At 58.7% G+C, this 17,488-nt stretch carries 1 protein-coding gene; it reads right to left on the bottom strand.

Going from position 1 to position 17,488, the window contains the following annotated elements:
- Positions 1-82 precede the first annotated feature (82 nt).
- Positions 83-17,458: a non-ribosomal peptide synthase/polyketide synthase gene (locus RBRH_RS08650; RefSeq protein ID WP_013435805.1), complete on the bottom strand. Its 17,376-nt coding sequence runs from the start codon at positions 17,456-17,458 to the stop codon at positions 83-85.
- Between the last annotated feature and the right edge of the window lie 30 nt (positions 17,459-17,488).

Genomic DNA, 17,488 nt, shown 5'->3' with positions numbered 1-17,488 from the left:
CGTGCTCGGCGTACCGGCATCTAACTTTAAAAAGCTATAGCGTTTAGCTCCGGTACCACCTCGTACGCGTACGGATCAGTGTTTAACTCACTGTGCTTAGTTTCTGCGCAATGATGGGGCCAATTTGGGCTAACGGTTCCGGTTGCATCATCGCGCCATGCTCGCAGTCGATGGAATGCATCTCAACATGGCCTTTTACGTAAGCCTGCCATGTTTCCGGCTCTGGCCGAAAGCCTGGTTTCTCCAATGCTGCTTTGATATGCAGCACATCCCCTTCGAACGAAGAGCGAGGAACATAACGCTCGATCATTTGAGGTGTTTTTTCAAAGAAATCCAAAATGCTATCAAATTGACGCTCATCTAATGCGGCATAGAGGCTACCTCCTTGGCGAAGAATCTCCCGACGCTCGTCGAAATCGAGGGGCGTTTTTTCTGAACTGGCTGAATCGTATCCGACCTCGGCAAGCAGATCGGCAATCATGTCCTGTCTGGCAATCCGTCGCATGGGCTTGTCTCCTGTCCTAACGTAGCTATCCAAAAGTGTCAGTAAGGCGACGTGCTCGCCTTTCTTTTGCAGAAGGCAAGCCATTTCAAAGGCAATCAGTCCCCCCAAGGACCAGCCTACCAGTTGATAAGGACCGCTAGGTTGAATACGGCGGATTTGCTCAACGTAATCCAAAGCCATTTCTTCAATCGTTTCCGGAGGCGGCCCTGAGGTCGAAAGACAGCGTGCCTGCAAACTGTAAAGGGGATACTGTCGATCGATATATCGCAAAAGTCCGGCATAGCACCAACCCAGTTCTCCCGCCGGATGGATACAGAACAACGGGGGGCGATCTCCGTGAGATCTGAGCGGCAATACGACTTGGAATAATGAGTCGAGGTCGGTCGGCTTGTCTGGCTGCTGGCTGAGACCTGCTACGGTGGGCGTTTCAAACAAGTTTCGAATGGACAGCTCCAAGCCGAGCGTGGTGCGGACACGGTTGATCAACCGTGCAGCCAGCAACGAATGGCCTCCTAGTTCAAAGAAGTTGTCATCGATACCGACGCGTGCGACGCCCAGCACCTCGGCAAATATTTCGCAAAGCACCTGCTCTTCAGGGGTGCGCGGCATGCGTGCTGTTGCCGTCACCGTCATTTCCGGCGCTGGCAGTGCTTTGCGATCGACCTTACCGTTTGGTGTAAGCGGCAAGGCATCAAGCACGACGAATACGGCCGGGATCATATAGTCCGGCAGCTTCTGACTCAGGTACTGTCTCAGTGTAGCGGGCGTAATCGTACAGTTTGCTGATGCTACTAAATAGGCGACCAAGCGTTTGTCTGCTGATCGCTCGTCCTCCCGTGCGATGACCGTCGCTTGTGCCACACTGGGGTGACTAGCCAGCGCCGCGCTAATTTCTTCCAACTCGACACGAAAGCCGCGGATTTTGACTTGATGGTCGGTGCGGCCGAGATACTCGAGCTGGCCGTCTGCTCGCCACTTGGCCAAGTCCCCGGTTCGATATAGCCGCTCGCCTTGGCCAAAGGGGTTAGCGATAAAGCGCTCGGCGCTCAGCGCGGGTTGGTTGACATAGCCTCGTGTCAGACCCGCCCCCGCGATGTACAACTCGCCGGCTACACCACAGGGCACCGGCTGCAAATACCGATCAAGCAGATACACGCGCGCGTTGGACAAAGGCCGGCCGATTGGCACGATACCGCTTGCCTGACGCACGGCTGCAAACCACGTGGAGGTCATCGTGCATTCGGTCGGACCATACTGATTGACCACATGGATCTGCTCGCCCAGCGTCTGGTGCACTTGCGTGCATAAGTCCGCCTCAAGTGCTTCGCCGCTTGTCAAGATCGTGTGCAGCGTCGGGGTCGTTTGCGGGCCGTCAGCCATTTGGCAGACGCTGCGCAGCAAGCTGGGCGTGATGCTGAGCAACTTCGTGACGCCGTGCGCGTTGATCGCGCGCACGTATTGATGTGGCTCTTTGGCTTGCGCTGTCGGGATCAGCACGGTCCGCGCGCCTGCCACGAGCGGGCCGAGTAGATCGCGCACCGACGCGTCAAAGGCGAGGCTAGCTACGTTGAGCACGACATCGGCCTCAGTGAGGCGGTAGTGGCGCACCAGGAAGTTCAAGTAATTGACCGCACCGCGGTGCTGGGACATCACACCTTTAGGCTTACCCGTTGAGCCTGACGTGTAGGTGATATAGGCCAGATTGTGCGGTCTCACGACGCTGATTGGCCGTGTTGAGGGCTGCGTGGCGATCTGAGCCCAGCTTGTCTCCAGCATCACGGTCTGAGCCTGGGTGGCGGGCAACAGTGGCCCAAGATGGGGCTGCAGCACCACTGCTGCGACTTGTGCATCCTCCAACATATAAGCGATGCGCTCAGTCGGATAACTTGGATCCAGGGGTAAATAGGCGCCCCCTGCTTTTAAGATACCCAATAAGCCCACGAGCATCTGTAGCGAGCGCTCGGCACAGAGGGCCACGACAGCCTCGGGTCCTACGCCGATGGCACGAAGACGATGCGCAAGCTGGTTGGCCCGGCTGTCCAACTCGGCGTAAGTCATCTGCTGCGTTTCGAACACCGCAGCGACTGCGTTCGGCGTGCGTTGCACCTGGGCTTCGAATAGCTGGTGCAGGGTGGTCGCAGAGGCGAAGTCAGCGGCCGTGTCATTCCACGCTGTGAGCAGTTGGTGGCGTTCTGTGGTGCTGAGCAGCGGCAGTTCGGACAGGCGCTGCGTCGGGTCGGCAACCACCGCCTCGAGCACGTTGACCCAATGCTGTCCCAGCCGCAGGATCGTCTCGGCGTCAAACAGGTCAGTTGCATATTGCAGCCAGCCTTCAATGCCGTCCGATGTCTCGCCAAAGTACAGTGTTAGGTCGAATTTGGTACTAAGACGTTCCAGGTCGATCTTCTCAACGGTCAGTCCCGGTAGGGCAAAATTCGACACGGGTATATTGAATCCATTGACCATGACCTGAAAGATCGGTTGGCGAGAAAGGTCGCGTACCGGCTGCAGCACCTCCACCAACTTCTCAAAAGGCACCGTCTGGTGCGCATAGGCGCCCAGCGTGGTTTCACGCACGCGTGCCAGCAACGCGTCAAAGCGAGGATCGCCTGACAGATCGGTACGCAGCGCCAACGTATTAATGAAGAAGCCAATCAATTGCTCGGCTTGAACCTGCGTGCGTCCTGCGATCGGTGAGCCCACGACGATGTCATCCTGTCCGCTCCAGCGACTGAGCACGACTTGGAACGCGGCGAGCAGGGTCATATATAGCGTGGCGCCTTCACGCTGCGCCAGCGCTTTAAGTTGCGTGGCGAGCGCGGCCGGCACATGCACTAACACGCCATGGCCCTGTCCACTTGGCACGGCAGGCCGCGGCCGGTCAGTCGGCAGCTCGAGCGCGGCGGGCGCGCCCGACAGTTGCGCGCGCCAGTAATCCAATTCCTGCTCGAGTGCTTGGTCCTTGAACCAGGACCGCTGCCAGAGCGCATAGTCGGCATACTGCACGGGCAGCTCGGATAGGGGCGAATCTTGCTTTTGGCTGAAGGCGGTGTACAGCGCTTCGAGTTCCTGCATCAGCACGCCCATTGACCAACCATCTGAAATAATGTGATGCAGTGTCGCGCTTAGCACATAGCTATCGGGCGCAAGCCGCAGCAAGGCAAAGCGCGCCAGCGGCCCCGTAGTCAGATCAAACGGCTGTCCAGCGATGGCTAGCAGATGACGCATGACGTCTTGTTCAGTCACCTCTTGTGGTACCAACTCCACCGCCCATGGCGAATGGACGACCTGCACGCCGGTCCCCTCAACGGTCTCGAACCGAGTACGCAACGTTTCATGGCGCCGCACGATTTCGCTGAGCGCGGCTTCTAGCGCAGCGATATTGAGCTTGCCTGTCAAGCGCATCGCGATTGGTATCTGATACGCAGCGTCCTGCCCTAGCTGGTTTAGAAACCACAAGCGCTCTTGCGCAAACGATAGAGGCAGGGTGGCAGGACGCGTTTGCGTGGTCAGTGCTGGGATGTTGAGGTCACTGCTTTGCCGCAATGCGTCGAGATGAGGCGTGAGCTCAGCGATAGTGGGCGCTTCGAGCAAAAGACGCACCGGTAATTCGACTCCCAACGCCTGCCTGACGCGAGCTGCCACGCGCATCGCCAACAATGAATGGCCGCCCAGTTCGAAGAAATTGTCGTCGATGCCCACGCGTGGCAAGCCGAGCACTTCGGCAAACAACTCGGTCAGCGTTTGCTCCTGAGGCGAACGTGCAGCACGGTAGCGCTCAGATACAAAGTTCGGCGCGGGTAGAGCCTTTCGATCCAGTTTGCCGTTAGGCGTCATCGGCATGGCTTCTAGCTTCACAAATGCCGATGGCGTCATGTAGTCGGGCAAGCTGCCTTTGAGGTGTGCGCGTAGCGCGGCAGTATCGATTGCGTCATCACTGACGAGATAGGCAACCAACCGTTTTTGACCTGGCTCGTCCTCTCGTGCCACCACAACGGCTTGTTTGACATCGGGGTAGGCAAGCAACTGCGTTTCAATTTCTCCCAACTCGACACGAAAGCCGCGGATTTTGACTTGATGGTCGGTGCGGCCGAGATACTCGAGCTGGCCGTCTGCTCGCCACTTGGCCAAGTCCCCGGTTCGATATAGCCGCTCGCCTTGGCCAAAGGGGTTAGCGATAAAGCGCTCGGCGCTCAGCGCGGGTTGGTTGACATAGCCTCGTGTCAGACCCGCCCCCGCGATGTACAACTCGCCGGCTACACCACAGGGCACCGGCTGCAAATACCGATCAAGCAGATACACGCGCGCGTTGGACAAAGGCCGGCCGATTGGCACGATACCGCTTGCCTGACGCACGGCTGCAAACCACGTGGAGGTCATCGTGCATTCGGTCGGACCATACTGATTGACCACATGGATCTGCTCGCCCAGCGTCTGGTGCACTTGCGTGCATAAGTCCGCCTCAAGTGCTTCGCCGCTTGTCAAGATCGTGTGCAGCGTCGGGGTCGTTTGCGGGCCGTCAGCCATTTGGCAGACGCTGCGCAGCAAGCTGGGCGTGATGCTGAGCAACTTCGTGACGCCGTGCGCGTTGATCGCGCGCACGTATTGATGTGGCTCTTTGGCTTGCGCTGTCGGGATCAGCACGGTCCGCGCGCCTGCCACGAGCGGGCCGAGTAGATCGCGCACCGACGCGTCAAAGGCGAGGCTAGCTACGTTGAGCACGACATCGGCCTCAGTGAGGCGGTAGTGGCGCACCAGGAAGTTCAAGTAATTGACCGCACCGCGGTGCTGGGACATCACACCTTTAGGCTTACCCGTTGAGCCTGACGTGTAGGTGATATAGGCCAGATTGTGCGGTCTCACGACGCTGATTGGCCGTGTTGAGGGCTGCGTGGCGATCTGAGCCCAGCTTGTCTCCAGCATCACGGTCTGAGCCTGGGTGGCGGGCAACAGTGGCCCAAGATGGGGCTGCAGCACCACTGCTGCGACTTGTGCATCCTCCAACATATAAGCGATGCGCTCAGTCGGATAACTTGGATCCAGGGGTAAATAGGCGCCCCCTGCTTTTAAGATACCCAATAAGCCCACGAGCATCTGTAGCGAGCGCTCGGCACAGAGGGCCACGACAGCCTCGGGTCCTACGCCGATGGCACGAAGACGATGCGCAAGCTGGTTGGCCCGGCTGTCCAACTCGGCGTAAGTCATCTGCTGCGTTTCGAACACCGCAGCGACTGCGTTCGGCGTGCGTTGCACCTGGGCTTCGAATAGCTGGTGCAGGGTGGTCGCAGAGGCGAAGTCAGCGGCCGTGTCATTCCACGCTGTGAGCAGTTGGTGGCGTTCTGTGGTGCTGAGCAGCGGCAGTTCGGACAGGCGCTGCGTCGGGTCGGCAACCACCGCCTCGAGCACATTGACCCAATGCTGCCCCAACCGCAGGATCGTCTCGGCGTCAAACAGGTCAGTTGCATATTGCAGCCAGCCTTCAATGCCGTCCGATGTCTCGCCAAAGTACAGTGTTAGGTCGAATTTCGTGCCGAATGTGTCGAAGTGAACCGGCTCGGCGATGAGTCTGGGCAAAGCCAAGTTGGATGCCGACAGATTCAGGCCATTGACCATGACTTGTACAATTGGCGCGCGTGACAGGTCTCGTGCGGGTTGCAAGACTTCCACCAGCTTTTCAAATGGCACGGCCTGGTACGCATAAGCTTCTAACGCTGTCTCACGCATCTGGGCCAGCAATTCGCTGAAGCGAGGATTGCCTGACAAGTCGGCACGCAAAGGCAGGGTATTAATGAAGAAGCCAATCAATTGCTCGGCTTGAACCTGCGTGCGTCCTGCGATCGGTGAGCCCACGACGATGTCATCCTGTCCGCTCCAGCGACTGAGCACGACTTGGAACGCGGCGAGCAGGGTCATATATAGCGTGGCGCCTTCACGCTGCGCCAGCGCTTTAAGTTGCGTGGCGAGTGCGGCCGGCACGTTCACTGCAAGGCCGTGACCCTGGCCGCTTAACACGGCGGGTCGAGGCCGGTCGGTCGGCAGTTCCAGCGCGACAGGGATGCCCGCCAATTTTTGGCGCCAGTAATTCAGCTCCCGCTCCAGCGCCTCGTCCTTAAGCCATGCACGCTGCCAAATCGCATAGTCGGCATATTGGATAGGCAACGGTGGTAGTGGGGAGCGCTGGCCCTGGATAAACGCGCTGTACAGTTCATTTAATTCCCGTGTGAGCACGCCGATTGACCAGCCATCAGAGATGATGTGGTGCAATATGATGCTCAGCACATGAACATGGGGGGCAAGCCGCAGTAGTTCGAATCGCGCCAGTGGGCCGGTAGCCAGATCAAACGGCTGTTGAGCAGTCGCTTGCAGATAAGGGACAAGCGCTTGCTCATCCAGATCGCGTGGTGCCAGTGTCACCGTCCATGGTGCATCGATCATTTGCACGCCAACGCCATTGCGCGCTTCAAACCGCGTGCGCAACGCTTCATGGCGCCGCACGATTTCGCTGAGTGCAGCGCTCAAGGCTTGTACGTCCAATGGCCCCGTCAAACGGGTCGCCATCGGTATTTGATACGCATTGCCTTGCCCTAGCTGATCCAGGAACCATAGACGCTCTTGCGCGAAAGACAAAGGCAGTGCATCGGGCCTAGGCTGAGCCGTCAGCGCGGGGATGGACACGTCATGGTTTTGCTGCATCGCCGCGATGCGAGGGGCCAACTCCGCCACGCTTGCAGCCTCGAACAACGTGCGTATCGGGATCTCAACGCCTAACGTGGCGCGGATGCGGCTGATCAGGCGGGTCGCCAGCAGCGAATGCCCACCCAAGTCGAAGAATCGGTCATCGATGCCCACGCGTGGCAGACCGAGCACTTCGGCGAACAGCTCGGCCAACGTTTGTTCTTGCGGCGAGCGTGCAGCTCGGTAGTGCTCAGAGGCAAAATCCGGCGCCGGTAGCGCTTTGCGGTCGAGTTTGCCGTTGGGCGTGAGCGGCAAGTTGTCTAGCAGCACCATGGCGGCTGGCACCATGTAGGCAGGCAACTCGGAGGCCGCGTAGCGACGAATGTCTGCAAGCTGATCGAGCTTAGCGGGGTTATTCGCATGGGCGCCAGGCGCCTGGTTAGCCAGCGCGGGGGAGGGTAAGTACAGGTCGGTGAGCGTGGCGTGAGCCGCTTCGCTGGCTTGAACGAGCAAGATATCCATGCACGCTTGCGCGTCGCTTGACCAAGTCGCGGCAACCCAATAGCCGCACGTCTGGCCCAACGCATGGAAGTCGTCGGGCGTTAGCCCCTCTGCCGGCGTGCCACTGGCTTTGAGTTGGTGCTGGACAGTGGCAATATCGCAGCCGCGCTCGAGCGCGTGCATCGCCTCGATCTCTCGTTCCAGGCGTGCGTTGGGCACGCCTACGATACGCAAGCGTGCGGGACGTTGCGTGTTCAGGTGATCTTCCAACGTGTCGAGATCGGCGAGCTGCTGGCCCCAGTACAACTGCGGCGCTTGAGCGAGCGAAAGCGTTCGAATAAGGCTCTGCCGCCTGTTTATGCACACCACTTCGTAGCGGTAGCGGCTCAGTTCATTTTCATACGGGCCTCGCTTGAGTTGAATATCGACCGCGGCGATGGTGTCAATCGTATGCGGCAGCGAACTAAAGAACGCTGGTGCGAGTAGCAGTTCTTTTTCCGCGAGTAATGCCTGCTCGATACGTCGGCGTACGGTGGAGACGTCGTCGACGGCAGGGTTGGCTTGGTGCAGCTGTACGGCGCTGACAAAGCAATTCAGTAGGCTGAAGTTGCGCACGTCGCCGACAAAAAGCACACCACCGGGTGCAAGCAGTGTCATCGCTTGGTGCAGTACGTCTTGCAGATAATTGGCATTGGGAAAGTACTGCACCACCGAGTTGATCACGATGGTGTCGAAATAGCCTGACGGCAGTCCTTCAGTGACATGGGCCGCCTGCGTACGTAGTTCCACGCGCGAGGCTAATTCTGGATAGTGCGTCAGTTGCTCTCGGAGTGCCTCGATGGTGGGCATCGAGAAGTCCGTGCCCCAATAAGCTTCGCAATGCGGTGCCAGATGGGCAAGCAGCAGGCCGCTGCCCACACCGATTTCCAATAGCCGTCGAGGTTTGAGCGCTTGAATCCGTGCGACTGTGGCTGTTCGCCATGCCTGCATGTCGGGCAATGGGATCGGGCGCCCATCATAACTGCTGTCCCAGCCGACGAAATTTTCGCCAAAAGCACTGGATGAGTGGCTGCCGTAGTGGGTGTCGTAGATCGTTTGCCATTCACCGACTTGGCGCTCTTCAGTGGCGGCATTACGCTCGGCAGTCGTTTTGTCGAGCGTGACATAGCCAACCAGTTGCGCGTGGCCTGGGCGGTCTTCGCGGGCAATCACTGCGGCCTGGGCGACGGCTGGGTGGCGACACAGTACGGCCTCGATTTCGCCAGGCTCGATCCGGAAGCCGCGCAACTTGACTTGATGATCGGCACGGCCGAGGAAATCCAGTGTACCGTCCGCTCGCCAGCGAGCCAGATCGCCGGTGCGGTACAAGCGCGCGCCTGCCGGGCCAAACGGTGCGGCAATGAAGCGTTCAGCCGTTAATGCGGCACGATTGAGATAACCGCGCGCGAGCCCGATGCCACCAATATAAAGTTCGCCCGATACGCCGACTGGCACCGGCTGTAGATGCTCGTCTAAGACGTACAACTGAGTGTTGCCAATCGGCCGGCCAATTGATGACGCGACTTCGGTGACAGCCTCATCAGGTGAAAAACGTCGCATCGCCACGCACACCGTTGCCTCGGTCGGCCCATACGCATTGGTCATGTGCCGCGCTTGCGACCATTGTTCGACAAGGTGCGGTGGGCAGGCCTCGCCAGCCACAATCAAGTGCGAGCAGGTGGACAAGCTGTCGGCGGGCAGGGCGGCCAACGCGCTGGGCGGCAAAGTGGCGTGGGTGATCGCTTGGTCCGAGGCGAGCTTGGCCAGCGCGTCTCCTGGCAACAACTGTTCCGATCGCCCCAGGACCAACGTGGCGCCTGACAGCAGCGACATGCACATTTCCCAGAAAGCAGCATCAAAGCTCAATGACGCGAACTGTAGGACACGGCTGTGCGGGCTCAGCGAGAAGCGCTCGATTTGGGTGGTCGTTAAATTATGGCTGCCAGCATGCGTGACCACAACGCCCTTCGGTTTCCCGGTTGAGCCGGACGTGTAGATGACATACGCGGGATGGCGGGGAACGAGTGGTCGGCGACGATGGGTGTCGCTCGGGTTGGACTCGGATCGTTGCGTCAGCGCGGCGCAGATAGCCGGATCATCCAAATGGAGAACCGCGGTGTACTCGTTGGGTAAGCGCTTAGCGCTCGACGCATCGGTGAGGACGCGTTTGGGCTGCGCGTCCGTTAGCATGAAAGCCAGTCGTTCACACGGATAGTCCGGGTCGAGCGGCAGATAGGCGGCGCCCGCTTTCAAGATACCCAGCAACGCGCTGATCATCTGCGGCGAGCGGGGTAGCGCGACGGCGACAATATCCTCTGGGCCAATGCCCTCGGCAATTAAATAATGCGCAAGGCGGTTGGCTTGGGCATTGAGTTCAGCGTAGCTGACGTGTCGATCCTCGAAGACCAGCGCGATGGCATCAGGCGCTTTGGCCACTTGCGTCTCGAATAGCGCGGGCAGCGTGGCTTCGCAGATTGGTTGCGCCGTGTCGTTCCAGCCGTTGAGAAGTTGCTGCCGTTCAGCCGTCTCCAAAAGATCGAGTTGACCGATCGGTTGCGCAGGCGCGTCGGCGATGGCTTCCAACAAGCGGATGAAGCGGCGGGCCAATCTGTCCACCGTGTCACGATCGAATAGATCAGTCGCATACTCGATCAAGCCTTCCAGCCCGTGCGCGCTGCCATCTGGACTCGTTACTTCATCAAAGCTGAAAAATAAGTCAAATTTAGCGGTAAAAGTATCAATGGGTTCGGGGACCAAACGCAGGCCAGGCAGGTCAAATGGCTGCACAGCTGTGTTTTGTAATACCAATGAAACTTGAAAGAGGGGGTGATGCGCGGTCGAGCGGGTTGGGTTGAGCCGTTCAACCAGCTGTTCAAACGGTGCGTCCTGATGGGCATAAGCAGCCAGGCAAGTTTCGCGCACGCGCTTCAGCAGTGCATTGAAGCTCGGGTTACCTGACGTGTTGGTGCGCAGTACCAAGGTATTGACGAAAAAGCCGATGAGCTCGTCTAGCGCTTCATCGGTACGTCCAGCAATGGCGGTGCCGATTGGGATGTCGTTGCCTGCGCCCAGACGGGTCAGTAACGCCGCCAATGCGGCTTGCAATACCATGAACAAGCTGGCTTCGTGCGCTCGGGCAAGGGCTTGCAACTTGCTGTGCAGCGTGGCATCGATGCGCATGGCCACATAGTCGCCGTGGTAACTGGCCACAGGCGGTCGTGCCCGGTCAAACGGCAGCTCCAATCGTTCTGGTAGACCGGCCAATGTTCGCTCCCAGTACGCGAATTGGCGGCCAATCATGCTGTCCGGATCATGCTCGTTACCGAATAACGCCTGTTGCCACAGCGTATAGTCGGCATATTGCACAGGCAACGGCGTCCAGTCTGGCGCCCGGCCTTGGAGCCGGGCTGCATAGGCGCGGCCCAAGTCGCGGGCGAGGGGCGCCATTGACCAGCCATCGCCAGCGATGTGGTGCAACAGTAGCAACAGCACATGCTCTTGCGCATCGAGCTGAAACAGCCAGGCGCGCAGCGGGATTTCGCGTGACAGGTCGAAAGGGTGAACGGCTGCTTGGGCCAGCCTTTGTGACAGCGCTTTTTCTGTCACCTGAACTGTCTCCAAGGTGAGCGAGGCGGCTTCGGCAGCGATGATCTGTTGCGTGGCGGCACCGTCGATCTCCCTGAAGACCGTGCGTAAGCTTTCATGCCGGGCTAGCAGGTCATTCAACGCGGCCTGCAAAGCGTGTGTGTCCACTGTGCCAAACAGGCGTAACGGCAACGGCATGTTATAGGTGGCGCTGGGTCCCTCGAATTGGTGAGTAAACCATAAGCGGCGCTGCGCGAAGGACAACGGTAGTGTGGCGGGACGGGGCTGTGGACGCAGAGGCGGCCGGGCGAACGCGTTGGGCGTGAGGCGCTGCGCCAAGTCGGCGACCGTCGGGGCTTCAAACAACGTGCGAATGGCGATATCGATGTCCAATGCAGCGCGAATGCGGCTGATCAAACGCATCGCCAGTAGCGAATGCCCGCCCAGATCAAAGAAGTTGTCGTCGATGCCGACGGTATCCAAGCCCAATACCTCAGCGAACAGGTCAGCCAGCAGCGTTTCTGCCACGGTGCGTGGCGCCTGAGCGTTGTTTGAGCTGAAGTCGGGGGCCGGCAACGCCTGGCGATCGATTTTGCCGTTCGCCGTCAGCGGCAGCGCATCGAGTTCGACGAATGCGGCCGGCATCATATAGCTAGGCAGTATTTGGCCTAGATGGGATTTCAGTTCGACGGGTGTGACCGTGTGGCCGGCTGCCGTGACCCAATAGGCGACGAGCTGTTTATTCCCCGGACGGTCTTCGCGCAAGCTCAGCGTGGCTTGGGCAATACCCGGATACTTGGCCAGCACGGATTCGATCTCGCTAAGCTCAATACGGAAGCCTCTAAGCTTGATTTGATGATCAGCACGACCCAGGTATTCTAATTGACCATCCGCGCGCCAACGCACGAGGTCACCTGTTCGGTAAAGTCGAGTTCCTTGTTCAAATGGATTGGCAACGAAGCGTTCTGCCGTCAGATCAGGCCGGCCCAAATAAGCCCGTGCCAATGCCGGTCCACCAATATAAAGCTCGCCGGTGACGCCAATGGGTACCGGCTGTAATGCGCGATCGAGCACATAGACGCACGTATTGGCGATCGGTCTGCCCAGCGGCGGTGTCTCAGACGCGGCTAGCTGGGTCGCGGGCCAAGCCAGCGCATTAATGACACCTTCAGTCGGGCCATATAAGTTATAAAGCGTGGCGTTCGGGAAGGTTGTCTGACATGCGTGCAACACGGCGCTCGATAGCGCTTCAGCGCCGCATAGGATGAGCCTGAGATGTCGGCAGTCGGCCACACCTTCAGTGGCGCAAAGCTGTTCGAGCATCGCTGGAGCAATGTCGATCACGCTGATACGTTGCCGTGCCATCAAAGTGACAAGACGGCTTGCGTCCATCTGTATGGTCGGATCGGCCATCACCAGGGCGGCACCCGTCATCAACGGGATAAATATTTCTTCTATGGACGCGTCAAAACTCAGCGAGATTTGCTGCAGACAGCGATCGCTCGATCGCAATGACAGTAGCTGTTGTCCCGCATGCAGACGGCTCGACACAGCGTGATGATCAACCATGACACCTTTGGGCCGGCCAGTGGAGCCGGAGGTGTAGATCACGTAGGCCAGATGATGCGGGCGGGCGCCGCTTTGCGGCGCATGTTGTGGGTGGGCGGCAATGCGCCCCCAGTCGGTATCCATGCACACTCGCTGCGCCCGCATGTCGGGTAGTTGCGCTTCAAGATGCGATTGTGTGATGAGTACCGGGACGCTCGCATTGCCCAGCATATAGGCGATTCGCTCGGCAGGGTAATTCGGATCGAGTGGCAAATAGGCCCCGCCTGCCTTCAATATGCCCAACACGCCGACCAGCATGTCGATAGAGCGCTCAATGTACACGCCGACGACTACTTCGGGGCCAACACCGAGTGTACGTAGATAGTGCGCCAACTGGTTCGCGCGGGTGTTGAGTTCGCGATAGCTACACTGCTGTTGCTCGAAAACAATCGCCACGCCGTGCGGCGTTTTATCAGCCTGTACCTCAAATAACTGGTGCAGCATTTGAGCTTGCGCATCGCCGATAGCGCCATCGTGTGCCGGGGACAAGGGCGTCGCGTTCCACGTCTCGAGCAACAGTGTGCGCTCGTCAGCTGGCAGCACGTTCAGCTGCTGGACGGGCAGATGGGGTGTGTGCTCGAGTGCCGAGGCCAGGCTTTCCAACGCCTGTTGCATATAGCCACCTATCCGATCGGGATCGAGTGGCTGCACGGCCTGGGCAGTCAGCCTCAGCGCGTGGCCGCGATCTTCCACTGACAATCCGAGTGGATAGTTGTCACGCTCTTGGGTGCCCAGGAATTCGATGCCGGGCGTGGACTGAATCTCGCTGGGTAACACCCCTTCGTGCACATAGTTCAGCAGCGCGCTGAATAGTGGTGTACCGGCGGGCACGCTACTACAGCGTTGCGCGAGTCCCAGTGATGCATGTTCATGTTCAAGCAGTGTGGCCAGGCGGGCATGTGTGTGACGTACACCGTCTTGAACGCTGTCATCCACATCCACGCGAAGCGGCAGCGTATTGATGAACAATCCCATTGCGCTGTCAGCGCCGTCGCCGGCGTGCATGCGCCCGAACAACACGGTGCCGAATACCACTCGCTGCTGGCCCGTTGCCCGCGCGAGCACCTGCGCCCAAGCCAGATGACATAAGCTGGCCAGACTCACGCCCAGCTGCTTGGCTTGTGTGCGCAGCCGATCACTCAGGTCCTGTGGCAGCATCCGGTGCGATTCGGTCACATGCGTGCCGTCGCGATGCACGTCGGTTAACCCGAACGGCAACGTGGGCTCGTCTACATCGGCAAGCATGTCGGTAAAGAAGCGCTTGTGCTCACTTTCGCTGATGCCCAGGCGCGCTTGCGCCACGAGATTACGAAAGGGTCGCGCGGGCGGCAACGCGTCGCCTCGTCCTTCGAGAAAAGCCTGGACTTCGGTTTGCATGATCTCCTGCGTCGCATGATCACCGATGAGATGATGCAGCAACTCGAGCAACAGCCAGCGGCCATCGCCATCTTGAGCGATGATGAAATGCAGGAGTGGGGCTTGGGTTAAATCGATCCGATATTGGCTAGAATCGAGGCGTTGTAACAGTTGCTCGATGACTGGTCCATCGTCCGGATTTAACTCAAGTTCGGTAACGGCCAGCGATGCACGACGCCAAACCACTTGAGCGGGGACGGACAGTCCTTCCCAGACGAAAGCGGTGCGCAAAATATCGTGGCGATTGACGACCTGCTGGACCGCCTCCAGATAGCGATCCAGTACTTGCCGGTTGGCAAAAGCCATTTGGGTGGTCAACAGATACGGATCACTGTTAGCCGCAAGCAAATGGTGAAACAGCATGCCATCCTGCAATGGCGACAATGCATAAATATCCTGGATATTTGCCACGCCTCCTGGCACCTGTTCGACGATCCGGTCGATGTCAGCCTGAGTGAGATCGATGAGCGGCAGTAGCGCTGGTGTCAGCGTCGTGGTGTCGGGCGTGATGCGATTGGGTGGCACGCCCACTTCCCGGTGCTGACCCAGAGCGTGCGCCAATACACTTAGGGTGGAGGCTTCAAATAGTGCGCGTACGGAGAGCGTCAGGCCAACGCGGCGCAAGCGGTCGATCATCTGCACGGCAAGCAGCGAATTTCCGCCGAGTGCAAAGAAGCTGTCGTGCCGACCGATGTGCGATAGGCCTAATAATTCAGCCCAAATCGTTGCCAGCACCGTTTCAGCTTCGCCCTGCGGGGCTTCATACGCTTGACGAGCAAAGGCATCGGCGTGCGGCGCAGGCAACGCACGGCGGTCGAGCTTGCCGCTCTGGGTCAGCGGGAACGCATCCAGCCGTACGAACGCGGCGGGGACCATGTACTCGGGTAGGCAGGTCAGCAGATGCGCGCGCAGCGTGTTGGCAAGCTGTTCACCGGACTCGGCTATGACATAAGCAACGAGCCGCTTGTCACCGCCGTCGCCCAACGTTAGCACGGCAGCATCACGGACTTGCGGATGTTCGCGCAGACGCGTCTCGATTTCGCCTGGTTCAATTCGAAAGCCGCGGATCTTGATCTGGTGGTCATTGCGTCCGAGAAACACCAGATTGCCATCAGGTAAATAGCGAGCTAGGTCGCCGGTTTTGTACATGCGGGCGTTTTCGACATCGCAGAATGGATCCGTGACGAAACGCTCGGTGGTCAACTCAGGGCGATTCAGATAGCCACGTGCCACACCCGCCCCGCCAATATACAACTCGCCTACTGCACCCAGTGGCACCGGTTGACCGTGCGCATCCAGTAGATAAATTCGCGTGTTGGCTAGTGGCCGGCCAATCGGGACCCATTCGCCGTTGAAACCTTGCAAGCCACACCAAACGGTTGAGCAGATGGTCGTTTCGGTGGGACCGTAAGCGTTGAATACCACCGCGCCTTGACGAACCAAATTTCGAAGCAGTGTCGCACTGGGGGCTTCGCCGCCTAAAATCAGCGTCACAGGGGTGCTCAAATAAGGTAAATCGTCGCCTGCTTGCAGCAGTGCGGGCGGAATGTCCGCGTACGTGATCGCGTGCTTTTCTAAATAACGCCACAGTTCATTGCGATCATGGCGCGCTGTATCGGGCGGCAAATACAGGCTTGCCCCACTATTCAATGCGATGAACGTCTCAGACGTATTGACGTCGAAACCGAGCGAAGCAAACTGCAAGATCCGACTGAATGGGCCAATGCCAAAACAATCGATCTGAGCCTGAACAAGGTTGACGACACTCCGATGTTCGACCATCACGCCCTTGGGGGTGCCGGTCGAGCCGGACGTATAGATCACGTAAGCCAGATGACTGGAAAGGAGTTCACGCACATGCGGATTGGTCGCTGCGCGTTCTGGCAACACATTAGGATCGAGTATAGTCCGTGATGCGAGAGCCGCTTGACCTAGTGCGGCCTGACCTGCTGCATCGGCGATCACAAGTTTGGGTGCCGAATCGGCCAAAATATGCGTCAGGCGCTCAGACGGATACGCTGGATCGAGTGGCACATAGGCGCCCCCTGCTTTCAAAATCGCGAGCAGCCCCACGACCATCGCTGGTGAGCGTGCCACGCACAAGGCTACGCGCGTGTCCGGCTGAACCCTTAGTTCAATCAGCCGGTGCGCGAGGCGGTTGGCTCGCGCATTCAGCTTGGCGTAAGTGAGTGCCTGGTCTTCGTCAACTAACGCAATGGCATCCGGTGTACGCTTGACTTGCTCTTCAAAGACTTGATGAATACATTGATGTGCCGGATACGGTGTCGCTGTGGCGTTCCAGGTGTTAAGCAATGTTTCGCGTTCGGCCGGCGGCAACAGATTCAACTTGCAAACGGGCGTCTCGGCGTTGTTTGATGCTGCGTCGCATAATGCTTGTAAATGTTCGCTGATGCATTGAACGCGGCGTGCATCCATACGATGGGTATCATAGATCCAGCGAAAAGCGCCATCGCCTTTGACCTGGAGCGTCAGTAAGGCGCCACTGGCCTGCGTGTCGCAGGCAAGCTGTGATGGTGCTTCATCGGATAGCACGGACACTGCTACCTGCCAAGGACGGGCTGCATGCAGCGCGGGTAGGCTACGTAAAGCAGGATGTCGGACGACCAAATCGCGCACGAATGTATGGTGCTGTTCAAGCCGTGCGTATTCTGCTTCGATGGCGTGACAAACCGAAGCAAAAGGCTGATTGACATCCACCGCGATTTCCATTGGCACAACAGGCGATAGATCGGCAAGCGTCTCTGGTTTGTCGTTGGTTTCGCTGACGCGCCAACCAATCTGAAACTGCGCTTGCTCGGTCAAACGGGCTAGATAGATCGCCAGCACGCTCAGCAACACCGTCAGTGACCGCTTCGGCTCGCTTTTTCCCAGCAATGGCGGGCGCCATGCGCTGATCGCCCATTTGGGCTCAAGCGCACGCTCACCTTGTTCAAAGGGCAGTGGCAAAGGCTGCAGGCGAGCTAGTCGCTCCTGCCAGAACGATTCACTGGATGCGAGCGCCTTGCGAATGTCTGGCGCTCCCCCAGTGTTACCTTGATCGTCGAGCAGAGATGGATGATTCGCGTCGTTCTCGATAAGAGAGTCGAGTTTAGCCGTTTGATCGTTCATATCGATGCTCTACGTGCAAAGGGAAGAATA

The organism is Mycetohabitans rhizoxinica HKI 454 (assembly GCF_000198775.1).
Taxonomy (GTDB): Bacteria; Pseudomonadota; Gammaproteobacteria; order Burkholderiales; family Burkholderiaceae; genus Mycetohabitans; species Mycetohabitans rhizoxinica.
This window is presented reverse-complemented; position numbering and strand designations above follow the sequence as displayed.

What these genes read in the sequence shown, in the direction of transcription:
- RBRH_RS08650 (WP_013435805.1), bottom strand. Translation starts at nt 17,458, where the DNA reads ATGAACGATCAAACGGCTAAACTCGACTCTCTTATCGAGAACGACGCG.